Source organism: Arhodomonas sp. SL1 (assembly GCF_052060015.1).
Lineage (GTDB): Bacteria > Pseudomonadota > Gammaproteobacteria > Nitrococcales > Nitrococcaceae > Arhodomonas.
Window position 1 is genome coordinate 147853 of the sequence record NZ_JBPODZ010000004.1, and the last position, 21998, is coordinate 169850.

General features: G+C 69.3%; 27 protein-coding genes. 7 read left to right on the forward strand and 20 right to left on the reverse strand.

Annotation, left to right across the window (positions count from 1 at the left end):
- Window position 1: 1 nt before the first annotated feature.
- Window positions 2–841 carry a 3'(2'),5'-bisphosphate nucleotidase CysQ gene (gene cysQ, locus ACQ754_RS07770; protein ID WP_440996438.1) on the reverse strand — a complete coding sequence of 280 codons (840 nt, stop codon included), beginning with the start codon at window positions 839–841 and terminating at the stop codon, window positions 2–4.
- Window positions 838–1401, reverse strand: coding sequence for an ADP compounds hydrolase NudE (gene nudE, locus ACQ754_RS07775; RefSeq protein WP_440996439.1), 564 nt, complete (start codon window positions 1399–1401; stop codon window positions 838–840). Before nudE ends, cysQ begins: the two co-directional genes overlap by 4 nt.
- Window positions 1402–1529: 128 nt before the next feature.
- On the opposite strand from nudE, the gene ACQ754_RS07780 reads away from it, so the two are divergent.
- A complete protein-coding gene (locus ACQ754_RS07780) occupies window positions 1530–2261 on the forward strand; it encodes a hypothetical protein (RefSeq protein ID WP_440996440.1) in 732 nt (243 codons plus the stop codon).
- A 2-nt stretch (window positions 2262–2263) separates the two neighbouring features.
- Here ACQ754_RS07780 and ACQ754_RS07785 read toward each other — a convergent pair whose 3' ends face one another.
- From ACQ754_RS07785 to ACQ754_RS07815, 7 genes are all read right to left on the reverse strand, one after another.
- On the reverse strand, window positions 2264–3202 hold the full coding sequence (locus ACQ754_RS07785) for a histone deacetylase family protein (protein WP_440996441.1): 939 nt from the start codon (window positions 3200–3202) through the stop codon (window positions 2264–2266).
- Window positions 3203–3250: 48 nt separating this feature from the next.
- A complete protein-coding gene (locus tag ACQ754_RS07790; RefSeq protein ID WP_440996442.1) occupies window positions 3251–3685 on the reverse strand; it encodes a DUF4426 domain-containing protein in 435 nt (144 codons plus the stop codon).
- A 68-nt stretch (window positions 3686–3753) separates the two neighbouring features.
- Window positions 3754–4356, reverse strand: coding sequence for a methionine biosynthesis protein MetW (metW, locus tag ACQ754_RS07795; protein ID WP_440996443.1), 603 nt, complete (start codon window positions 4354–4356; stop codon window positions 3754–3756).
- The gene (gene metX, locus ACQ754_RS07800; protein WP_440996444.1) at window positions 4353–5507 is read right to left on the reverse strand and encodes a homoserine O-succinyltransferase MetX; all 1155 of its coding nucleotides are present in this window, start codon (window positions 5505–5507) and stop codon (window positions 4353–4355) included. The genes metW and metX overlap by 4 nt, the downstream gene beginning before the upstream one ends.
- A gap of 57 nt (window positions 5508–5564) precedes the next feature.
- Window positions 5565–6140 carry a YggT family protein gene (locus ACQ754_RS07805; protein WP_440996445.1) on the reverse strand — a complete coding sequence of 192 codons (576 nt, stop codon included), beginning with the start codon at window positions 6138–6140 and terminating at the stop codon, window positions 5565–5567.
- Window positions 6140–6967 carry a pyrroline-5-carboxylate reductase gene (proC, locus tag ACQ754_RS07810; protein WP_440996446.1) on the reverse strand — a complete coding sequence of 276 codons (828 nt, stop codon included), beginning with the start codon at window positions 6965–6967 and terminating at the stop codon, window positions 6140–6142. The genes ACQ754_RS07805 and proC overlap by 1 nt, the downstream gene beginning before the upstream one ends.
- A gap of 36 nt (window positions 6968–7003) precedes the next feature.
- The gene (locus ACQ754_RS07815) at window positions 7004–7690 is read right to left on the reverse strand and encodes a YggS family pyridoxal phosphate-dependent enzyme (RefSeq protein WP_440996447.1); all 687 of its coding nucleotides are present in this window, start codon (window positions 7688–7690) and stop codon (window positions 7004–7006) included.
- Between the two features lie 65 nt (window positions 7691–7755).
- Here ACQ754_RS07815 and ACQ754_RS07820 point away from each other — a divergent pair, with 65 nt between their 5' ends.
- Both ACQ754_RS07820 and ACQ754_RS07825 read left to right on the forward strand, forming a co-directional pair.
- Window positions 7756–8793, forward strand: coding sequence for a type IV pilus twitching motility protein PilT (locus tag ACQ754_RS07820; RefSeq protein ID WP_440996448.1), 1038 nt, complete (start codon window positions 7756–7758; stop codon window positions 8791–8793).
- Between the two features lie 27 nt (window positions 8794–8820).
- A complete protein-coding gene (locus tag ACQ754_RS07825; RefSeq protein WP_440996449.1) occupies window positions 8821–9939 on the forward strand; it encodes a PilT/PilU family type 4a pilus ATPase in 1119 nt (372 codons plus the stop codon).
- A gap of 12 nt (window positions 9940–9951) precedes the next feature.
- On the opposite strand, the gene ACQ754_RS07830 is transcribed toward ACQ754_RS07825, so the two are convergent.
- Genes ACQ754_RS07830 through gshB form a run of 11 tightly spaced genes read right to left on the reverse strand, consistent with a single transcriptional unit; the run spans window position 9952 to window position 18313 of the window.
- Complete coding sequence (locus ACQ754_RS07830; protein ID WP_440996450.1) at window positions 9952–10644, reverse strand: hypothetical protein; 693 nt, start codon at window positions 10642–10644, stop codon at window positions 9952–9954.
- Window positions 10641–11927, reverse strand: coding sequence for a dihydroorotase (locus tag ACQ754_RS07835; RefSeq protein WP_440996451.1), 1287 nt, complete (start codon window positions 11925–11927; stop codon window positions 10641–10643). The genes ACQ754_RS07830 and ACQ754_RS07835 overlap by 4 nt, the downstream gene beginning before the upstream one ends.
- Window positions 11927–12886, reverse strand: a complete 960-nt coding sequence (locus ACQ754_RS07840) for an aspartate carbamoyltransferase catalytic subunit (RefSeq protein WP_440996452.1) — start codon at window positions 12884–12886, stop codon at window positions 11927–11929. The genes ACQ754_RS07835 and ACQ754_RS07840 overlap by 1 nt, the downstream gene beginning before the upstream one ends.
- Window positions 12883–13392, reverse strand: coding sequence for a bifunctional pyr operon transcriptional regulator/uracil phosphoribosyltransferase PyrR (pyrR, locus tag ACQ754_RS07845; RefSeq protein ID WP_440996453.1), 510 nt, complete (start codon window positions 13390–13392; stop codon window positions 12883–12885). The genes ACQ754_RS07840 and pyrR overlap by 4 nt, the downstream gene beginning before the upstream one ends.
- A complete protein-coding gene (gene ruvX, locus ACQ754_RS07850) occupies window positions 13389–13817 on the reverse strand; it encodes a Holliday junction resolvase RuvX (RefSeq protein WP_440996454.1) in 429 nt (142 codons plus the stop codon). Before ruvX ends, pyrR begins: the two co-directional genes overlap by 4 nt.
- Before the next feature lie 5 nt (window positions 13818–13822).
- Window positions 13823–14386 (reverse strand): YqgE/AlgH family protein, encoded by a 564-nt coding sequence (locus ACQ754_RS07855; protein ID WP_440996455.1) that lies wholly within the window; start codon window positions 14384–14386, stop codon window positions 13823–13825.
- 53 nt (window positions 14387–14439) lie between these two features.
- Window positions 14440–15411 carry a TonB family protein gene (locus tag ACQ754_RS07860; RefSeq protein WP_440996456.1) on the reverse strand — a complete coding sequence of 324 codons (972 nt, stop codon included), beginning with the start codon at window positions 15409–15411 and terminating at the stop codon, window positions 14440–14442.
- Window positions 15398–15958, reverse strand: coding sequence for a Gx transporter family protein (locus ACQ754_RS07865; RefSeq protein WP_440996457.1), 561 nt, complete (start codon window positions 15956–15958; stop codon window positions 15398–15400). Before ACQ754_RS07865 ends, ACQ754_RS07860 begins: the two co-directional genes overlap by 14 nt.
- Window positions 15955–16314, reverse strand: a complete 360-nt coding sequence (locus ACQ754_RS07870; protein WP_440996458.1) for a NusG domain II-containing protein — start codon at window positions 16312–16314, stop codon at window positions 15955–15957. The genes ACQ754_RS07865 and ACQ754_RS07870 overlap by 4 nt, the downstream gene beginning before the upstream one ends.
- Entirely contained in the window at window positions 16311–17360 is a 1050-nt protein-coding gene (locus ACQ754_RS07875; protein ID WP_440996459.1) for an FAD:protein FMN transferase, read from the reverse strand. Before ACQ754_RS07875 ends, ACQ754_RS07870 begins: the two co-directional genes overlap by 4 nt.
- On the reverse strand, window positions 17357–18313 hold the full coding sequence (gshB, locus tag ACQ754_RS07880) for a glutathione synthase (protein WP_440996460.1): 957 nt from the start codon (window positions 18311–18313) through the stop codon (window positions 17357–17359). The genes ACQ754_RS07875 and gshB overlap by 4 nt, the downstream gene beginning before the upstream one ends.
- A 210-nt stretch (window positions 18314–18523) precedes the next feature.
- Here gshB and ACQ754_RS07885 point away from each other — a divergent pair, with 210 nt between their 5' ends.
- Genes ACQ754_RS07885 through ACQ754_RS07900 form a run of 4 tightly spaced genes read left to right on the forward strand, consistent with a single transcriptional unit; the run spans window position 18524 to window position 21939 of the window.
- A complete protein-coding gene (locus ACQ754_RS07885) occupies window positions 18524–18883 on the forward strand; it encodes a response regulator (RefSeq protein WP_440996580.1) in 360 nt (119 codons plus the stop codon).
- 44 nt (window positions 18884–18927) lie between these two features.
- Window positions 18928–19293 carry a response regulator gene (locus ACQ754_RS07890; protein ID WP_440996461.1) on the forward strand — a complete coding sequence of 122 codons (366 nt, stop codon included), beginning with the start codon at window positions 18928–18930 and terminating at the stop codon, window positions 19291–19293.
- A complete protein-coding gene (locus tag ACQ754_RS07895; RefSeq protein ID WP_440996462.1) occupies window positions 19286–19846 on the forward strand; it encodes a chemotaxis protein CheW in 561 nt (186 codons plus the stop codon). The genes ACQ754_RS07890 and ACQ754_RS07895 overlap by 8 nt, the downstream gene beginning before the upstream one ends.
- Window positions 19847–19890: 44 nt before the next feature.
- The gene (locus ACQ754_RS07900; RefSeq protein ID WP_440996463.1) at window positions 19891–21939 is read left to right on the forward strand and encodes a methyl-accepting chemotaxis protein; all 2049 of its coding nucleotides are present in this window, start codon (window positions 19891–19893) and stop codon (window positions 21937–21939) included.
- Window positions 21940–21998 lie beyond the last annotated feature (59 nt).

Consider the following 21998-nt stretch of genomic DNA (forward strand, 5'->3'; position numbering starts at 1 on the left):
ATCAGCGCTCGTTGAGCGGGAAGCCCTCCAGGTAGGGCTGCCAGTCCGCCGCTGCGTCGCCCACGGCGAGGAAGTCCGGGTTGAGCAGCGAGGGCTTGGTATTGTAGCGAAGCGGTGTGCCGTCCATGCGCAGCACCGTCCCACCGGCGGCCTCGACGACGCATTGCGCCGCCGCCGTGTCCCACTCGGAGGTGGGCCCGAAGCGGGGATAGAGATCGGCGGCCCCCTCGGCGACCAGGCAGAACTTCAGTGAGCTGCCCATGGAGGTGGTCTCATAGCCGGGCAGGCGCTCGAGCAGGGCGTCCACCGCCTCGCCCCGGTGGGAGCGGCTGACCACCGCAGTCCAGGGCCCCTCGCCGCGGTTGCGGGTGTGGATTCGCCGGCGGTGGTCCCGGTCATGGTCGATTCGGGTAGCACCATCGCCGGCCACGCCCACCCAGCTGCGCTCTAGCACCGGCGCATGGACCACGCCGGCGACGGGACGGTCGCCGGCCACCAGCGCCACGTTGACGGTGAACTCGCCGTTCTTCTTGATGAATTCCTTGGTCCCGTCCAGGGGATCCACCAGCCAGTACACCGGCCAGCTCCGCCGGGTCTCGAAGGGTATGTCCGCGTCCTCCTCCGAGAGCACCGGAAACGCCGGACCGAGGGCGGCCAGGCCGGTGGCCAGATGCTCGTGGGCGGCCTGGTCGGCTTCGGTCAACGGTGAATCGTCGTCCTTGGTGGTGACGTCGAAGTCCCGCGCATAGACCCTGAGGATGCGTTCGCCGGCCTCCCGGCAGAGCGTCAGGGTGGCGTCGGCGAGGCGACGGAGGGTGTCGGTATCGATTGCGCTGCTCACTGCTCGCGTTCTCCGTTGTCCGTGCGCAGCCGCTCCAGGGCCAGGAAGATGGCGGCGATGCTGCGTGCCTCCGTGAGATCGGGCTGGCGAAGCAGCCCCTCCATGTCGCTGATCGGCCAGGGCACCACCTCGATGGGTTCGGGCTCATCGCCGGGCAGTGGCGCCTCGAAGAGCCCCTGGGCCAGGATGATCTGGGTGCGGTGGGCCATGTAACCGGGGGCGAGGGTCAGTTCGTGGAGGGATTCCACGTGGCGCGCCCCGAAGCCTGTCTCCTCGCGGAGCTCCCGGTTGGCGGCGGCCAGTGGATCCTCGCCGGGCTCCACCCGGCCCTTGGGCAGCCCCAGCTCGTAGCGGTCGGTACCCGCGGCGTACTCACGGATGAGCACCAGCTCCGAGTCGCTGGTGATCGCCACTACCAATACGGCACCCCCCATCCCCGTGGCCAGGCGCTCGAAGGCTACCTCGGTACCGTTGGTAAAGCGCAGGTCCAGCTGTTCGACCCGGAACAGTCGCGAGCGCGCTACCGTCCGGGCCTGGAGGGTTTCGGGTTTGCGGGCCATGCTCCTCTCCGCTGTGCGCGACAATGCCGCCACATTGTACAGATCCGCAGGATGGTGGGAGGCCGGCCGGCGGCGATCGTGCTACCTTCCGGGGAGTACGGGATGGCGGCCCGGAGGCAGAGGCGGTGATGCAGGCACTCCATGAACGCATTCTTCGTGCCCACGGCGGCGAGGAGCGTTGGCGCCGGCTGAATCGGGTGGTGTCCACCGCCTCCGCGGGCGGTTCGCTGTTCCTGGCGCATCTCCAGCCGCGCCCCCTGCGGGAGGCGGAGATCGCCCTCGAACCGGGGCGCTGCCGTGTTTCCATCGCCCCCTTTGCCCGGGACGACCAGGTGGGGGTGTTCGAGCCTCGCCGGGTCTGGATCCTCGATGACGACGGCCGCGTCGTCGGTGAGCGGGGGGCACCCGGGACCGTCACCCGTTCGCTCCGCCACTGGATGGTCTGGGACAGCCTGGACGTGCTGTTCGTCCTCGGGGTGAGTATCTGGCAGGCCCTGTTGCTGCCGCTGATGCTAGCGCGTTCCGGCGTGGTGGTGGACGGGGAAAGCGGTCGCGAGGAGGGGGTCCGCCTGGACTGGATGGATGTCCATCTCCCGGGCGACCTGCCGGTTCCGGCGCCGGAGCAGCGGCTCTATACGGATCCCACCGGCGCGCTGGTGCGCGCCGAGTATTCCCCGGTGGTCTGGGGGCGTATGATCCGCGTCGTGCAGACCCTGGAGGCGCCGGAGGCGGTGGAGGGGCTGGTTTTCCCCCTGCGCCAGAACCTCTATCCGTGCATGGGCGCCGGCCAGCCGCTGCGCACGACGCGTCTGGCCTGGCTGGAGTTCGGTGACCTCGGTGTCACCCTGGCCGCCGCGTAGTGTCAGCGGTAGGGGCGCCCTAGGAGGGCGGAGACGTGGGCGCGGACGCTCGCGGCCAGGGCATCCAGGTGATAGCCGCCCTCCAGCACCGAAACCAGGCGCCCGCCGCAGGCGTAGTCGGCGATCGCGGTGAGCTCCTGGGTGGCCCAGTGGAAGTCCGCCTCGGTGAGCTCGAGGCCGGCCAGCGGGTCCAGCCCATGGGCGTCGAAGCCCGCGGAGACCAGGATCAGGTCCGGGTCGAAACGCATCACCGCATTCACGATCTCGTTGTGGAAGTGTTCGCGGAAGAGCTCCGAGTCGCAGCCCTCGATGAGGGGTACGTTGTAGAGGACGTCCTCGCGGTTGTCCTGCCGGCGCCCCGTCCCCGGAAACAGGGGCCGCTGGTGGGTGGAGGCGTACATGAAACCGCGCCGCCCGGCGAGCATGGCCTCGGTGCCATTGCCGTGGTGGACGTCGAAGTCCACCACCGCCACCCGCGGCAGGCCGTGGTGCTCGCGGGCGTGGGCGGCGGCGACGGCGACGTTGTTGAACAGGCAAAACCCCATGGTCTCCGCCGGTTCGGCGTGGTGGCCCGGCGGACGGACAGCACAGAACACGCGACGCGCATTGCCGGTGACCACGGCATCCACCCCCTGGCAGACGGCACCGGCGGCGAGGAGCGCGGCCTCGCCGCTGGCCGGGCTGACCACGGTGTCGCCGTCCAGGCTCCGGCGCCCCTGCTCCGGGATGGCCGCCAGGGTGGCGGCGATGTAGTCCGGATCGTGCACCGCCTCTAGCTGGCCGCGGCTGGCCGGCGTGGCGTCGACACGCACCAGCTCCGAGAATTCCGGGTCATCCAGGGCCCGCAGAATGGCGCGCAGTCGCTGGGCATTCTCCGGGTGACCCGGCCCCGTGTCGTGCTCGAGGCAGGCCTCGTGGGTGATCAGCCAGGTCTGGCTCATGGCTCTCTCCTCATGCGGACTGGGCTGCGCCGGCCCATTGCCGCGTGGTTAGTCGTCCCCGCCGTGGAAGTACTGCCGGAAGCTCACGGTATGGGGGCCCTCGCCGCCGTCCCGCGGCCGGACCCGGAGCTCGATATCCAGTGTCTCCGGCGGGCGCACCCGCGCGTCGCCGATGTAATAGACGGCACCCTCCTCGCGAACCTCGCGCAGGCGCAGGCGCTGGGCCTGTCCCGCCTCGTTTTCCGCCCGCGCGGTCACCTCGGCGGCCACCGGTCGACCTTCGCGGAGCACGCTCACCGTCACCAGGGCGCGGTTGCGGCTGCGCACGATGTCATAGGCCCGCGCCACCTTCGGCTGCAGGGTGGCGGTGGGTACCGCATTGTAGTGGATCTCCACCGCGCCGAAGCGTTCCGAGCGCTGCGCCTGGACGGGCAGCGACAGGAGCACGGCGAGCACGACTGCCAGCACTCGGGCGACGGCCATATTGGGGCTCCCATTGGCACCGATTCTCCACCGGATTATACGCCGCTGCCGACGCGGGCTCATCCGCATCAGGCCCGGCGGAACCGGTACAGGGCCACCTCGGCGAGGAGATTGGGCAGGATGCCGGCGAACCACGGGCGCTGCAGCTCGTGGGACAGCGTCTGGCGTTCGAGGATCTCGATCCCGCGCTCGGCACACAGGGTCTCGAAATCGCGCAGGGTGCACAGGTGAATGTTCGGCGTGTCGTACCACGCATAGCACAGTGCGCCGCTCATGGGCATACGGCCACGGACGGCGAGATGGTAGCGCAGGTGCCAGTAGGCGAAGTTGGGGAAGGTCACGATCCCCTCGCGGCCGACCCGCAGCATCTCCTCGAGCAGTTGATCGGGGCGGCGCACCGACTGCAGGGTCTGGGTCATGACCACGTAGTCGAAGGAGTCGTCGTCGAACTCGGCGAGGCCCTGGTCCAGGTCGCTCTGTAGGACGTTGACCCCGCGCTCGAGGCAGCGCGTGATCTTCTCCGGGTCGATCTCCAGGCCGTAGCCGGTGACGCCGCGGGTCTCGGCGAGTTGGGCGAGCAGGGAGCCATCGCCACAGCCGAGGTCCAGGATGCGGCTGTCCGGCGCGATCCACTCCGCGACGATCTGCAGGTCGTTACGCAGGGCGGTCATGCGCCGATCCCCCGGGCGATGCGGTCCATGTAGGCCCCGACCACCGCGCGATACTGCTCGATGGGCATGAGGAAGGCATCGTGGCCGTGGTCCGCCTCGATCTCCGCGTAGCTCACGTCCTTGTCCTCATCCAGTAATGCCCGGACGATCTCCCGCGAGCGCGCCGGCGGGAAGCGCCAGTCGCTGGTGAAGGCGGCTACCAGGAAGCCCGCCCGCACGTGGGCCAGGGCCCGGGAGAGATTCCCGCCGTGAGCGGCGGCCGGGTCGAAGTAGTCCAGGGCCTTGGTCATCAGCAGATAGGTGTTGGCGTCGAAGCGGTTGATGAATGACCGACCCTGGTAGCGGAGGTAGCTCTCCACCTCGAATTCCACCCCGTAGTGGAAGTCATAGTCCGGCTTGCCCTCCCGCAGATCGCGGCCGAACTTCTCGTGCATCGCCTCATCGGAGAGGTAGGTGATGTGGCCGAGCATGCGGGCCAGCATCAAGCCGCGGCGCGGTACTGCGCCCCGGGCCTGGTAGCGGCCCTCGTGGTAGTCGGGATCGGAGCGGATGGCCTGGCGGGCCACCTCGTTGAAGCCGATGTTCTGCGCCGACAGCCGGGGCGCGGCGGCGATGACCACGGAGTGGGCGAGGCGGTCGGGGAAGTCGATGGCCCACTGCAGCGCCTGCATGCCGCCAAGGCTGCCGCCCACCACCGCGGCCCAGCGCTGGATGCCGAGGTGGTCGGCGAGCCGGGCCTGGCTCACCACCCAGTCGTGGACGGTGACCATGGGGAAGTCCGGTCCCCAGGGCTCGCCGGTGGCCGGGTTCACGCTGCTCGGGCCGGTGGAGCCGTGGCAGCCACCGAGGTTGTTGCTGCAGACCACGAAGAAGCGGTTCGTGTCCAGCGGCTTGCCGGGGCCGATCAATGCCTCCCACCAGCCCGGCTTGCTGTCCTCAAGGGTGTGGTAGCCCGCCGCGTGGTGGGTTCCGGAGAGGGCATGACAGACGAGCACGCCGTTGCTCGCGTCCGCGTTGAGGGTGCCGTAGGTCTCGTAGACCAGCTCGAAGCCGGGCAGCTCGCGCCCGCACTCCAGCGTCAGCGGCTCCTCGAAGCGCGCGTGGCGAGGGGCGACCAGGCCGACGGAGTCGGGCGGGATGGTCTTCGGCATGGGCTCGGATACGGTCGGTGGCAACGACAGCCGTTCATGGTAGCAGACCACCGCGTCCTAGAGGATGGGTGGTGCCACGCTGTTGAGCGGCTGCATTACGAGCATCTTCAGTACCTGCAGTAGGATCAGTGCCACCAGGGGGGACAGATCGATCCCGCCCACCAGGGGCACGATCTGGCGGATGGGGCGTAGGACGGGCTCGGTGAGGCTGTACAGCAGCGTCTGGGCGGGGTGGTACTGACCCGGCGACATCACCCAGGAGAGTATGGCCTGGGCGATGATGGCGATGAAGTAGAGGTTGAACAGCAGCGAGAGCAGATCCGCCGGTGTGCGTACCAGGATGTAGCCAAGGCGCGGCGTGACACCGTAGACCAGCATCACCAGGGCCAGGGAGAGTCCCTGTAACAGCACCATCAGTACCACCGCGGAGAGGTCCACGCCGCCCACGCCGGGGATCAGCCGGCGCAGCGGCCGCAGGGCGGGCTGGGTGATGCGCACCAGGAACTGCGAGATGGGGTTGAAGAAATCCGCGCGGGTCCACTGCAGGAGAAAGCGCAGCATTACCGCCAGGATATAGAGACTAAAGACCGTATGGACCAGAAAGGCCAGCGGGTTCGCGAGGTAGCCGCCCATTACTGCTCCCCCAACAGGTCGCCGAGCTCCCCGGCGCGGTCGCTGCCCGCGCCGAGGGCGCGCCGGAACAGCCCGCGGATATCCCCCGACTCGAGGGCATTGACCGCCGCCTCGGTGACGCCGTTGGGTGAGGTCACCCGATGGCGCAGCCGCGCCGGTGTTTCATCGCTCTCCAGGGCCATGCGCGCCGCGCCGATGGCCGTCTCCAGGGTGAGCAGCCGGGCCTTGTCCCGGGGCAGACCCAGATCGGTGCCGGCCTCTTCCATCATCTCCATGAGCAGGAAGAAGTAGGCCGGCCCGCTGCCCGACAGCGCCGTGACCACGTCCATGAGGGCCTCGTCGGTCAGCCACTCCGTCACCCCGACGGCACGGAGCAGCGACTCGGCGAGGTCGCGTCCGGCCGCGGTTACATGCTCGTTGGCATACAGCGCGGTGGCCCCCGTCTGGACCAGGGCGGGGGTGTTCGGCATTGCGCGGACCACCGGCAACCCACCGCCGAGCCAGCGGCTGAGGTCCGCCTCCCGCACCCCGGCCGCGATGGAGATCACCAGCGTGCCGCCGCCCTGCAGCGGCTGGGCCAGGCCTTCCGCCACCACACGGATCACCTGGGGCTTGACGGCCAGGACCACCGCGTCCGCGCCGTCCACGGCGGTGGTGTTGTCGGCGAACACGGCCACGCCGAAGCGCCCCGCGAGCTCCTCGCGCTTGCCCTCGTCGGGATCGGCGACGCGGATGCGCGTGGCGGGATAGCCATCGGCGATGAGGCCGCCGACGAGGCTACGCGCCATGTTGCCGCCGCCGATGAAAGCGATGGTCTGCTCGTTCATGTCGCTGACCTCCCGGACAGTTCCTGCGTACGCGATTCAGTAGGGGCGCGGTCCGAAGATCGCCGTGCCCACCCGCACCATGGTGGCGCCCTCCGCCACAGCGGCCTCGAGGTCGGCGGACATGCCCATGGACAGCATGTCGAGTCCCAGGCCCTGGTGACGCAAGTCCTCGAACAGGGTGCGCAGCCGGGCGAAGGGCCGGCGCTGGGCGTCCCAGCCGTCGGCGGGCTCGGGAATGGCCATCAGTCCCCGCAACCGCAGCCTTGGCAGCCCCGCCACCGCGTGGGCGAGCTCGGCGGCGTGCTCCGGCGTCACCCCGGACTTGTTGGACGCGGCATCGATGTTGACCTCGATACAACACTCCAGGGGTGGCAGCTCCGCGGGCCGCTGCTCGGAGAGCCGGCGCGCGATCTTGAGCCGCTCGATGGTATGGATGCAATGGAAGCGCTCGGCCACCGCCCGGGTCTTGTTGGACTGCAGCGGCCCGATGAAATGCCACTGAAGCCCCAGTCCTTCCAGGGCGTCGAACTTGGCGCAGCCCTCCTGGACGTAATTCTCGCCGAAGGCGTTTTGGCCGGCCGCGGCGGCCTCACGGATGGCGCTCTCGGGCTGGGTCTTGCTCACCGCCAGCAGCGCCACGCTCCCCGCCGCGCGACCGTGGCGCTGCTCCGCGGTGCGAATGCGCTCACGGACCCCTTCCAGCCGCTGTGCGATGGTGTGCATGTTGCCTGTTACTCAGCCGATCTGTAGGTTTCTGTTGCAGCTGACTGCCAGTCCAAGGGGGACGGATGGATATCGCGGACCTGCTCGCCTTCGGGGTGAAGAATAACGCCTCGGATCTGCATCTCTCCGCCGGCTTGCCGCCAATGATACGGGTTGACGGCGACGTGCGTCGAATCAACCTGCCGCCGATGGAGCATGAGCAGGTGCACGGGCTCATGTACGACATCATGAACGACAAGCAGCGGCGCGATTACGAGGAGTACCTGGAGACGGACTTTTCCTTCGAGATCAAGTCGCTGGCCCGCTTCCGCGTCAACGCCTTCAACCACAACCGCGGTGCCGGCGCGGTGTTCCGGACCATCCCCTCGACGGTGCTCACCCTTGAAGACCTGGCAGCGCCGGATGTCTTCCGCGATATCGCCGATAATCCCCGCGGGCTGGTGCTGGTCACCGGCCCCACCGGCTCGGGCAAGTCCACCACCCTGGCGGCAATGGTGGACTACCGCAACGAGGGCTATCACGAGCACATCCTCACCATCGAGGACCCCATCGAGTTCGTCCACGAATCCAAGAAGTGCATCGTCAACCAGCGCGAGGTCCACCGCGACACCCTGGGCTTCGCCGAGGCGCTGCGCTCGGCGCTGCGCGAGGACCCGGACGTGATCCTGGTCGGCGAGCTGCGGGACCTCGAGACCATCCGCCTGGCGCTCACCGCCGCGGAGACCGGCCACCTGGTGTTCGGCACCCTACACACCAGCTCCGCGGCGAAGACCATCGACCGCATCATCGACGTGTTCCCGGCCGCGGAGAAGGCGATGGTGCGCTCCATGCTCTCGGAGTCGCTGCGGGCGGTGATCTCCCAGAGCCTGTTGAAACGCCTCGGCGGGGGGCGGATCGCGGCCCACGAGGTCATGATCGGCACCGCCGCCATCCGGAACCTCATCCGCGAGGACAAGGTGGCGCAGATGTACTCGGCGATCCAGACCGGGCAGGGTCAGGGCATGCAGACCCTGGACCAGTGCCTGCAGCGGCTGGTGGCCGGCGGGCTGGTGTCCCGCCAGGAGGCCCGCATACGGGCCAATGCCAAGGAGTCCTTCGCCTAGCGGGGGCAGAGAAAAGGAGAAGATGCGATGGACTTCAATGCCCTGCTCCAGCTGATGGTGGAGAAGAAGGCCTCGGACCTGTTCATTACGGCGGGCCTGGCGCCGAGCATGAAGATCTCCGGGCGGATCGTGCCGGTGACGAAGACCGAGCTCACCGCCGACCAGGCCCGGCAGGTGGTGTTCTCGGTGATGACGGACCGCCAGCGCAGCGAGTTCGAGGCCACCCACGAGTGCAACTTCGCCATCAGCGCCCGTGGGCTCGGCCGCTTCCGCGTCAGTGCGTTCTACCAGCGCAACAACGTGGGCATGGTGCTGCGGCGGATCGAGACCCAGATCCCCAGCGTCGAGCAGCTGCGTCTGCCGCCCATCCTCAACGACCTGGCGATGACCAAGCGGGGGTTGATCATCTTCGTGGGCGGCACCGGGACCGGCAAATCCACCTCGTTGGCGGCCATGCTCGGCCACCGCAACCAGGAGAGCACCGGGCACATCATCACCATCGAGGACCCGATCGAGTACGTCCATCAGCACAAAAGCTGCATCGTCACCCAGCGCGAGGTAGGCATCGACACGGAGTCGTTCGAGGTGGCGTTGCGCAATACGCTCCGCCAGGCGCCGGATGTCATCCTCATCGGCGAGATTCGCACCCGCGAAACCATGGATTACGCTATCGCCTTCGCCGAGACCGGCCATCTCTGCCTGGCGACGCTGCACGCAAACAACGCCAACCAGGCGCTCGACCGCATCATCAATTTCTTCCCGGCCGAGCGCCGGGATCAGCTGTTCACGGACCTGTCGCTGAACCTGAAGGCCATCGTCGCGCAGCAGCTCATTCCGACCCCGGATGGTCAGGGCCGTGTCCCGGCGGTGGAGATCCTCATCGGCACGCCATTGGTGACGGACAAGATCCACGACGGTGAGGTCCACGAGCTCAAGGAGATCATCAAGCGCTCCAACGAGCATGGGATGCAGACCTTCGATCAGCACCTCTATGTGCTCTATCGCGAGGGCCTGATCACCTACGAGGATGCGCTGCGCCACGCCGACTCGCAGAACGAGGTTCGGTTGATGATCAAGCTCGGCTCGGAGGGGCGGCAGGAACAGATGGACGAGGCCACCAGCGGCCTGAGCCTGCACGACGAGTAGCGCCGGACGGGCTCAGTCCGCCGGGTACTCGGCCAGTGTTACCGAGGCGACGGTTCGGCGCAGGCCCGCAAGCTGGTGCCGGAGCCGGTCCTCGGGTACGCACACGAGCAGGGGTATGTCCCGGCGCGCCTCCTCCGGGAGGGCCATCAGGTAGCGCTCGAGCAGCTCGAGCGCCTCCCCCTCGTGACAGCCGGGGGCGCCGCTGCGGCTGGCGACCCGAGCGGCGATGTGTGCCGCCTCCAGGGGAGCGACGCCGGCAATGGCCTCCGCGGGCAGCCCGGGGACGAGGAATTGGGAAGGGCACAGGCGCGCTGGCGGCTGCCCCCAGCTGCCGAGGATCACCAGGCGGGGGGCGGGCTCGCACTGCGGGGCCAAGGCGAGGGCGGGGCCCAGGCCGGCATCCTCTCCCAGGATCACGGGAGCGGATGAGAATCTTCGCGGCAACTCCTGCCCGGCGCTCGCATCGACGCGCACCGGTGAGCCCGGTCCTAGCTCCGCGGGCAGGGCAGCGGGTGGGAGTAGTCCCCCGACCCAGCCCTCCGCGGGGCTGGCATGATCCAGTGGCAGGCAGAAACGCCAGCCCTTGAAGTGGACCATTCGGAACGAGCCGGGTGCCGCCCGGCTCTCGCATCCGCTCAGGCGCAGCCACCACCAGCCGCCGGCTACGCGTTCGACGCCGGCGACCCGGGCCGGCTGGCGGCTCATTCCCGGGGCCCGTGGCGGTGCACGATCTCACCGCCCACCAAGGTGACGGTGGCGCGGCCGGTGAGCTCCCAGCCCAGGAAGGGGGAACTCCGGCCGCGGCTGCGCAGGGTCTCCGGGTGGCACCACCACACCGCCTCGGGATCAAAGACGCAGACGTCGGCGGGTCGGCCGGGCGTTAGGCGACCGGTGTCTAGGCCCAGCACCGAGGCCGGACCGCTGGTCAGTCGGGCGAGGGCGTCGGCCAGCCCGAGCACGTCCTCCTCCACCAGGCGCAGCGTCAGTGGCAGCAGGGTGTCGACTCCGGTGCCGCCGGGTGCGGTGGTGGCGAAGGGCCCCTCCTTGGCATCGCTGCCCCGGGGGCTGTGGCCGGAGCAGATCACCGGGATCTCGCCGTCGGCCACCGCCGCCCGGAGCGCTTCCCGATCCGCCTGGCTGCGCAATGGCGGCCGCAGGTGGAAACGGGCGTCGAACTCGCTCAAATCCTGCTCGGTGAGGAACAGTTGGGGCAGTGCCACGTCGGCGCTGATGGGCGCGCCGCTGCCATGGCCCTGACGAAGCAGCGGCAGGCTGAGGGCGCTCGAGAGCTGCGTGAAGTGGATGCGTGTGCCCTCGGCATCGGCTAGGGCGAGGGGCCGGGCGATGCCGGCGGTCTCCGCCGCCGCCGGGATGCCCGGTAGCCCCAGACGGGTCGCTACGGGGCCCTCGTGGGCGCAGCCCGCGACCCCGAGAAACGGATCCAGGGGGGCCAGCAGCACCGGCAGGTCGAAGGTGGTGGCGTATTCCAGGGCCCGGCGCAGCACCAGGGTATCGGTGAGCGGCGTCCCGCCGTCGCCCACCGCCGGGCAACCGGCCGTCTTAAGCGCCGCCATTTCGGTGAGCTGTTCGCCAGCGAGTCCGCGGGTCAGCGCGCCCACCGGCAGGACGCGGGCCCCGCCAGCGGCCCGGGCCCGGCGGTCGATCAGCTCGGCCACCGGGGGCGTGTCGGTCACCGGGTCGGTATCCGGCGGGCAGACCAGTGTCGTGATACCGGCCGCGGCCGCCGCCCGGGCCTCGCGGGCAATGGTGTCCGGGTGTTCCGGTCCGGGCCGTCCCAGGCGTGCGCCGATGTCGATGAGTCCGGGGCAGACGATCTGTCCGGTGACCTCGATGACCTCATCCGGGGCGAACTCGGCGGGGATCTCACCTCGGTAGGCGATGCGTCCGTCGGTGATCCCCAGGTCTGCGGTACGGTCGTAGCCGTCCGCGGGGTCGATGATACGACCGCCACGCAGCAGGATGCGCATCACCCCTCCCCCCCGTCGCGGCCACCGAGCACCATGGACATCACCGCCATTCGCACCGCGATCCCGTTGGTGACCTGTTCGAGGATCACCGACCGAGGGCCGTCCGCGACGGCGCTGTCGATCTCCACCCCCCGATTGATGGGGCCCGGATGCATGACGACGGCATCGGGTCGGGCCACCCCCAGCCGCTCCTCGGTGATGCCGTAGTGCTGGAAATACTCCTGTTCGCTGGGCAGCATCGCTCCCTGCATGCGCTCGCGCTGCAGGCGCAGGGTGATCACCACGTCCACGTCGCGCAGCCCCGCTTCCAGATCGTGATACACGTGTACCCCAAGGGATTCGATCTCCCGTGGTAACAGCGTGCGCGGCGCGATGACCCGCACCTCCCCGGCGCCCAGACCGTTGAGGGCGTGGATCTGCGAGCGTGCCACCCGGGAATGGAGTATGTCGCCGACGATGGCCACCCGCAGCGGCTCGAAGGCGCCCTTGTGGCGGCGGATGGTGAACATGTCCAGCATCGCCTGCGTAGGGTGGGCGTGGCGTCCGTCGCCGGCATTGAGCACCGCGACATTGCCGCCCAGGTGTTCGGCGACGTAGGCGGCGGTACCGCTCTCGGCGTGGCGCACCACGAACATGTCCGCCTGCATCGCCTCCAGGTTGTGGAGCATATCCAGCAGGCTCTCGCCCTTGGTGGTGGTGGTGGCGACATTGACGTTAAGGACATCCGCGGAGAGGCGCTTGGCGGCGAGCTCGAAGGTGGTGCGGGTGCGGGTGCTCGACTCGAAGAACAGGTTGATCACCGTGCGTCCGCGCAGCAGTGGGACCTTCTTTACCGACTTGCCGATCACGCCGGTGAACGATTCCGCGGTGTCCAGGATCCGCTCCAGCAGTTGCCGGGGCATGCCCTCCGTGGTGAGGAAGTGCCGGAGGCGACCCTGCTCGTCGATCTGCCCGCTCATTGCCCGCGCCGCTCGATGCTCAGGGTCAGGGGATCGGGGCCGCCGAGCCGTACCGCCTCGTCGCTGCCTAGCTCGGCGGTGGTCCCGACGACATCGGCGCAGACCGGCAGCTCGCGGCCGCCGCGGTCGACGAGCACGGCCAGCCGTACGGCGGAGGGGCGGCCGTAGTCGAAGAGCTCATTGAGCGCGGCCCGCACCGTGCGCCCGGACTGGAGGACGTCGTCCACCAGCAGGATTACCCGGTCATCGATGGGGAACGGCAGCTCCGAGGGGCGCACGTGGGGGTTCACCCCGATCCGGGAGAAGTCGTCGCGGTAGAAGTTGATGTCCAGTCGGCCCGGATGCCCGGCGAGGCCCAGATCGCGGTGGAGCCGCTCGGCGAGCCATACCCCGCCGGTATGGATGCCCACCATGGCCAGCCGTTGGGGGGGATATGCCGCCGCTAAGGGCCGCAACCCGTCACGGAGGCGCTGCAGGGCGGTATCGATATCCGGCAGTGTGCTCATGCGCCTTTCCCCTCGGCCAGCCAGGTTTCCAGGATCACGGCCGCGGCCGCGGCGTCGAGGCGGGCCTTCTCGTCCCTCCCCCGCACCGCACGGCCGTCGGCGGCGAGCCTGGCGGCGGCCTCCCGCGAAGACAGGGTTTCGTCGACGGTGTATACCGGACGTCGGAACCGGCCAGCGAGTCGCCGCGCGAAGCGCTCCGCGCCGGCGGTGATCTCGCCGTCGGAGCCGTCGGCCCGGCGCGGCACCCCTACTACGAGCGCCTGCGGTTGCCATTGCTCGATCAGCGTCGCTACCTCCCCCCATGCCGGGCTCCCCCCTTCCGCGGCCAGGGTGCGCAGGGGGCGGGCGCTGCCGGTGACCCCCTCGCCCACGGCGACACCGATGCGGGCCAGGCCGTAATCGAAGCCCAGTAAGGTTCCGTTCATGGGCCTCAGGCGTGCCCGGACTCGGAGGACAGCCGGTTGAGATCCACGCCGAGCAACGCGGCGGCCGCCCGCCAGCGCTCGTCGGGGGCCTGGTGGAATAGCAACCCCGGCGTGGCGGGGCCGTTCAGCCAGGCGTTCTCGGCGAGCTCCTGCTCCAGCTGGCCCGCGCCCCAGCCCGCATAGCCCAGTGCCAGCAGCCATTCCTCCGGTCCCTCGCCGCGGGCGATGGCCTCCAGGATGTCCCGTGAGGTGGTCACCGCCAGCTCGTCGGTGACGGCCCGCGAGGCCTCCCACGAGCCCACCGGGCGGTGGAGCACGAAGCCGCGCTCGCGCTGCACCGGGCCGCCGGCGTACACGGGGTGATCGGCGATGCCCTCGTCGGTCACGGTAATATCCAGGTGCTCCAAGAGCTCACCGACCCGGAGACCTGCCGGGCGGTTGATGACGATGCCCAGGGCGCCCTCCTCGGAGTGCTCGCAGAGATAGGTGACGCTCTGCGCGAAATTGGGGTCCGCGAGCGCAGGCATCGCGATGAGCAGATGATTCGTGAGATCGTTACGGTTACCCATGGGCACAGTATCCGCCATGGGTCTCGCCGCTCACAAGCCTCCCGCGCGCCCGATCACCGGTCCGCCCGGAAGCGCTGGCCTTGGCGGAATTCCCAGGTGCGGGTAATCACCAGCTGCTCGCTGCCCTGCAGGACCGCATCCGGCACCGGGGCGAAGGGGGCGGCCAGATCGACGATCCGCAGGGCCGCCGCATCGAGCAGGGAATGGGGAGAGGGCTCGAGCAGGCGCGTGTCCACCACGCTGCCGTCGGGGCGCAGGATGACCTCCAGGATGAGCCGCCCCGATAGGCCGCGTTGGCGGGCCTCCGCCGGATAGTTCAGGTTGCCCACCCGCTCGACCTTGTCGATCCAGCCGCGCATATACTCCGCGGCCGCGTGCTCGCGGGTGCGCGCGGTGATGCGGCGACGGTCGGGAAACTCCGATTCCGCGGGGCGGTCGTCCTCGCCGAATGCGCCCCGGGAAACCAGCTCCCGGGAGCTCGCGAGCAGCTGACCGGCCTCCACGGCGGGCTCGTCGGGCTCTGCCGCAGCGGGCTCCTCACCGCCACGGTCGGCGGGGGTCGCTGTTGCCTCGCGGGCCCGGACCACCTCCGGCTCCGCTTCCCCCGGCCGCTCCGGTGATGTATCGGCTGATGTATCGGCTGCCGCGGGCGCGGGGTCCTCCGGGGCGGGCTGCGGGGGTTCGTCCAAAGCGGAGGGTTGCTGCGGTTGTTCCAGCGGTGGGCTTACCGGCACGGGCTCCGCCGGTGCCGGCAGCGGGCGTCCGGGTGCGGGTATGCCACGGGCGGCATCGGGGCTCGTGCGCTCCCCGCCACCGGCCTGGTCCTCCGCGGCGATTCGCTCTGCGTCCTCCACCGGCGCGGGCTGCGGTGTCGTTACTAGGGTGAGGTCCAACATCGGCGGTGACGGACGCGGTTCCGGTGGGTCCCAGCTCAGGCCCACCGCGAACACCACCAGCCCGTGGACCAGGGCGGAGAGGAGCAGGAATGTGCCGAGGCCCGGCCCGGGGGCCCTATTCGATGCCATCGCTGATCTCGTCCGCGGCGTAGCTGCTCGCCCGGCCGTGCCCGCGCGTCCGGCGCAGCACGGCGCCGGCGATTATACCGTTGACCACGCCGAAGACGAGGGCCGCGGTCATCAGCCAGGGGAACAGGTAGGGCAGCGCCGGGTGCGGGATGAGTAGCCCCCAGGCGAGCAGGAACTGTCCCGTCATGTGGGCGCAGGCGGCGAGGACGCTGTAGCCCAGCGCACCGGTGCCGGGCAGCAGGCGCCCCAAACCCAGGGCCGCAACCGCCGCGGACGCGCCGGCCAGTGCCAGGAGGAAGCCCGGCGAGAGGAAGTTCCCGAGGAGCAGGCTCGCCGCAAAGACGCGCAGTATCGCTACCCACGCCGCGACACGCCAGCCATAGCGGCACACGGCGAATACCGTGATGACGTTGGCGAGCCCGGGCTTGATACCCGGCACCGGCGAGGGTAGTTGGGCCTCCAGGGCGTGGATGCCCGTGGCGAGTGCCGCCAGCCAGGCGATGCGGACATCCTCGCGGGTGGCCGTGACCGGTTCCGGCGTGCTCATTGGTTGATCGCGTCCAGCCGGGAGTCGGCGCCCTCGACGCTGATCACCACCCGGTTGGGCAGGCAGACGGCGCTCTCGCCGGCATCCCGAAGCCAGCCGGCGCGCACGCACAGCTTGCGTCGGCCGGGTGAGTCGGTCACCCGCACCCCACCGTCGGCGACCTCCACCGTGGTCGTGCCGAGGGCACCACGGACCTCCAGGCTCTGCGCCCGGTCCAGGGGCAGGCGCCGGTAGTGCTCGCCTTCCACCCAGACCTCCGCGTGGGTGGCCGCCTGTGGTGCAGGCCGTAGGCTGGCATGGAGGTAGCCGGTGAGCGTGACCGCCGCAGCCAGGATGAGCGCATCGGTGACGCTCACAGCGCCACCTCCTCCGCGACCTCCGGTTCGGGCTCTGCCTCGAAGCGGAGTCGTTCCGCCATCGCCGCACTGAGATGGGCGCGCCCATGGGCATCCATCAGCAGCACATACCGGATCCCCATGGACCGGGCCACCGCCTGCCACTGCCCGGGGCCGGCGACGAACAGCGCGGTCGCCGCGGCGTCCGCCCGAGCCGGGTCATCGTCGATCACCGTCACCGAACGCACCCCGCGGGCGGGCCGACCAGTGCGCGGGTCCAGGATGTGATGGTAGCGGCGCCCGCCATGGGTGAAGTAACGCTCGTAATCCCCGGAGGTGAAGATCGCCTCGCCGGCCTGCAGGCGGGCGGTGGCAAGGAGGCCCTCGCCGCGGGGGGCGCGGATGCCGATCCGCCAGTCACGCCCCGGGGGACGGCCATGGGTGGCGATATCCCCGCCGAGGCTGACCACCGCAGCCCCTGCACCGCGCCGGCGGAGCAAGGCGGTGATGCGCTCCGCCGCCACCCCCTTGGCAAAGCCACCGAAGTCAATGCGCACCCGGGGGTCCGTGCTGTGTATTCGTACCTCGTCCCGTCGTACGGCGGCCAGCGAGGGTGCCGGGTCGGTGAGGGCGGCGATGGCCTCCTCCGGCGGCGGGGCGTCAGGGAGGTCGGCGCCCGCGTGGAAGCCCCAGAGCCGGGTGAGCGCGCCGAGCCCGCCGTTGAAGTGCCCCTCGCTGGCGGCCTCTAGCTCCCGGGCGCGGTCTATCAGCCCCCCCAGATCCGGCTCGATGGCCGTCGCCCGCCCCTCCGCCAAGCGGCGGTTGATGGCAGCAAGGCCGTCGCCTTCCCACGGGTGCCACTGCCGGTGCCAGTCCTCCAGGCGCTGACCGGTTTGCTCCGCCGCCTCGGCAAAGGCCGTTTCATCAAGGCCGTAGGCGGTGAGCTCGATGAAGGTCCCGAACGCATACAGCCGCTCGCTGTGCCGGGGTACGTCGCTGCTGCAGGAAGCGGCCAGCACCACCGCGCTCGCCACCACCAGGCCACGCCGCAGGGTGCGGGCGATCACCGGCGGCGCTCGAGCTCCGCGGCGATCCCGTCGAAGAGCTCGCCGGCGATGTTCATGCCATACAAGTGATCGAGCTCGCGCACGCAGGTGGGGCTGGTGATATTGATCTCGGTGAGATAGTCGCCGATGACGTCGAGGCCGGCGAAGGTGATGCCGCGCGCCTGCAGCCCCGGACGCACCTCCTCGACGATCCAGCGGTCGCGCTCGGTGAGCTCCACGCCCTCGCCGCGGCCACCGGCGGCGATGTTGCCGCGGGTCTCGCCGGCCGCCGGAACCCGGGCCAGGGCGTAGGGCACCGGCTCACCGTCGATGACCAGGATGCGCTTGTCGCCGGCGCTGATCTCGGGGAGGTAGCGCTGCGCCATGACGTAGTGCTCGCCGCCGCCGCTGAGGGTCTCGATGATCACCGTGGTGTTGGGGTCGCCGTCGTTGAGCACGAACACGGACTCGCCGCCCATCCCATGGAGCGGCTTGAGCACGGCCCGACCATGCTCGGCGATGAAGGCCTTGATACGCTCGGCGCGCATGTCCACCAGCGTCGGGGCACAGCACTGGGGGAAATGGGTGGCGAAGAGCTTTTCCTGGGCGTCGCGCAATGCCGCCGGCCGGTTCACCACCAGGGCCCCCTCGCGTTCCGCCGCCTCGAGGATGTGGGTGGCGTAGGTGAACTCGTAGTCCACCGGTGGGTCCTTGCGCATCAGGATGACGTCGAGCTCGGCGAGCTCCGCCTCCCGTCCATCACCGAGGGTGAACCAGTCGTGGCGGTCGTCACGCACCCGGAGCTCGCGCATATGGGCCCGGGCGGTGCCGTCGCGCAGGGAGAGGTCGCCCAGCTCCATGTACTGGATCGGCCAGCCGCGCCGCTGCGCCTCCAAGAGCATGGCCAGGGTGGTGTCCTTGTAGGGCTTGATGTGGGCGATGGGGTCCATCACCACGCCGAGTCGAACGCTCATCTCCGCTCCCCCGCGCTGGCGGTGTGGATGCAATCACAGAATATGTCGGCAGGCTGCGGTCCGATTGTACCGTAGTGACGGAGTGATTAAACTCAGGGCGGGTGGCGCGGTGGTCACGACGGCCGCAGAAAAAGGCAAAGCGGGGGCGCGTTTCCGCGAGGGGAGCCGGTGACTGAAAAGGACGAACAAGACCTGGCCGGTCTCAAGGTAATGGTCATCGACGACAGCAAGACCATCCGGCGGACGGCGGAAACCCTCCTGCGCAAAGAAGGCTGCGAGGTGATCACCGCCACGGATGGTTTCGAGGCGCTGGCCCTGATTGCCGATCACCGGCCGGATATCATTTTCATCGACATCATGATGCCGCGGCTGGACGGCTATCAGACCTGCGCGCTGATCAAGAATAACGCCAGCTTCCGCCATACGCCCGTGATCATGCTCTCGAGCAAGGACGGCCTGTTCGATCGGGCTCGGGGGCGGATCGTGGGCTCCGAGCAGTACCTCACCAAGCCGTTTACCCGCGACGAGCTGCTCGGGGCCATCCGTCGCCATCTCGCAAGGGCGGCCTGAGGGGGCGCTGGCGGGACGGGCTCTGCATCTGGGGGACTACGAAAATGACTCGCATCCTGGTGGTGGACGATTCGCCGACGGAGACCCACGTCCTCAAGACCATGCTGGAGAAGCACGGCTATGAGGTCAGCATTGCCGAGGATGGCGACCAGGGCATGGCGCTGGCGCGCAGTGAGCGCCCGGCCGTCATCCTCATGGATATCGTCATGCCCGGAGTGAACGGATTCCAGGCCACCCGCAAGTTGTCCCGGGATCCGGAGACCTCGGATATCCCCATCGTCATCATCAGCACCAAGGATCAGGACACCGATCGGATCTGGGCCAAGCGGCAGGGTGCCCAGGAGTATATCTCCAAGCCCGTTACCGAGGACGAGCTGCTCGGCAAGATCGGCGCCGTTCTCAATGGCTGAACAGCCCGCGGCGGCCCTGGCGCCGTTCGCGGAGCTGCGGCGCCTGCAGCGCCTTGGCATCGAGCGGGGCGCGGAGCTCCCAACGGAGCAGGAGGCGCCGCAGCAGTGGGTGGGGATTGGTTTCCGGGCAGGCTCGCGTCGTTTCGTCGCCCCCCTTGATGAGGTCCATGAGGTACTGGATACGCCGCCGCTGACGCGGGTACCCCACGCCCAAGAGTGGCTGAAGGGGATCTCCAACATCCGTGGCACGCTGCTGCCCATCGTGGACCTCACCGCGTTCCTCGGTGTGGGGGCGGCCTCGGAGAGCCCGCTGGCCCGGGTGCTGGTGGTCAGCGAGGGCAACCTCCGGGCAGGGTTGCTGGTCGACGAGGTGCTCGGCATGCGCCACTTCGATACCGGCGAGCGCAAGGATGTGGGGAGCGGACAGGAAAAGGGATACGGTGGTGCATCGCCCTATGTGACCGCCGTGTTCGAGCACGGAAACCATCGTTGGCCGGTATTCAGCATGGCGGCACTGGCCGCCGATCCGGCCTTTCTCAGGGCGTCGGCCTAGGATATACGAGGATCGGCGAGTCTCGTCAGGAGGGGACAGGGCATATGGCTCAGGAGGACAAGCGGCAGCCATCCAGGGGGCTCCGGTGGATCGCGGATCTGCTGACGGTCATCTCGGTGGTGGCGATCATAGCCATGGTCGCCGCCTTCGCGATGGTGGCGCGCTACGGGAATATCGACCAGGGGTACGTGGCCCGCGCGGACAGCGTCCGGGTGCAGTCGCAGAAGATCGCCAAGAACGCCTCGGAGGCGGCCAACGGCAAGACCGACGCGTTTGCCCTGCTCACCGAGGCCCGGGACCGGCTGCAGGGCAGTCTTGATGAGCTGGTAAACGGCGATGCGGGGGCCGGCATTCCGCCCACCTCGGAGACCTCGGCGGAGGCCGCCGCGGCGCTGGAGAAGGTGGTGCGTCCCTGGGAACAGATGCGCGGCGACGTCAACGCGATCCTCGAGCGCCGGGACATGGTTATCCAGGCGAACGTGATCGCCGAGCGCTTCCGGGCGGAGGTCCCGCGGATCCAAGAGGCGGCCTCGGCCCTATCCGCGTCCTTGGCGGAGGCGGGCAGCGCCCGGCAGGCGACGCTCGCCGCTGAGCTCGCCCTGCTCGCCGAGCAAGTCAGCCGCAACATCGGCGATATGGTCCGCGGTGGTTTCGGCAACGTGCGTGCCGCTGACCGTCTGCGCGCGGCCACGGATGGCTTCGAGAGCACCCTTGCGGAGCTCCGCGGTAGCCGCCTGCCCGCCGGCGTCGCGGGCCGAGAGGTCGCCGCCCTGGGCGAGCAGTTCGGTCCGGTCCGGGAAGAGGTGGATGCACTGCTCGAGCAGTCGCCGGAGCTCTTCCGGGTCCGTGACGCCGCCGACAATATCTTCACCCTCTCCGAGCAGTTGCTGGCCACCGGCGAGCGGCTCACCGGGATCTATCGAGGACTGGCCGCGGGCCGCTGGGTGCAGCCGTGGATGCCCTACGCCCTGGGCGCACTGGCGCTTCTTGCGCTGATCGCGCGTGGCATCGTCGCTTGGCGGATCAGCCGTGCGATCGTGGCCCGAGCCGAGGCCGAGCGCCAGCGGGTGGACGAGGCCAACCGCGAGAACCAGCAGGCCATCCTCAATCTCCTCGACGAGATCGAGGACCTCAAGGAAGGCGATCTCACCGTGCAGGCGTCCGTCGGTGAGGAAATCACCGGCGCCATAGCCGACGCGTTCAACGACGCCACCGAGGAGCTGCGCCGACTGGTGACCACTATCAACCAGACCTCCGAGCAGGTGGCCTCGGCGGCGGAGCAGACCCAGACCCGTGCCATGGAGCTGGCCGAGGCCTCGGATCACCAGGCCCAGCAGATCACATCGGCATCGGCGGCGATCAACGAGATGGCCACGTCGGTGGATGAGGTCTCGCGCAACGCCCAGGAATCGGCCCGGGTGGCCCAGCAGTCCGTGGAGCTCGCCACACGTGGCGCGGAGACGGTGCAGCGGACCATCGAGCAGATGGACAGCATCCGCGAGCAGATCCAGGAGACCTCGAAGCGGATCAAGCGCCTCGGCGAATCCTCCCAGGAGATCGGCAATATCGTGGAGCTCATCAACGATATCGCCGATCAGACCAACATCCTCGCACTCAACGCCTCCATCCAGGCGGCCATGGCCGGTGAGTCCGGGCGCGGCTTCGCGGTGGTCGCCGATGAGGTGCAGCGCCTCGCGGAGCGCTCCGGTAATGCCACCAAGCAGATCGAGGCGCTGGTCCGTACGATCCAGACGGACACCAACGAGGCCGTGATCTCCATGGAGCAGAGCACCGCCGGCGTGGTGGCCGGCGCCCGTCAGGCCGAGGAGGCCGGCGAGGCGCTGCGCGAGATCGAGGGCGTCTCCGAACAGCTCGCCGGCCTGATCCAGAGCATCTCCGAGGCCTCGCGCCAGCAGGCCCACGCCGCTGCCAATGTCTCGGACACCATGAATGTCATCCAGGAGATCACGTCCCAGACCTCCACGGGCACCACCGAGACCGCGAGCTCCATCGGCAATCTCGCCGAGCTGGCCAGCGATCTCCGGGCCTCCGTTGCCGGCTTTAAGCTCCCGGAAGGCGAGCCCGAGCGGTGAGTCCCGCGGGTGACCCCGGGGCTAGCCCGGGCGGTGCAGCGACCTTGCCATGATGCGGG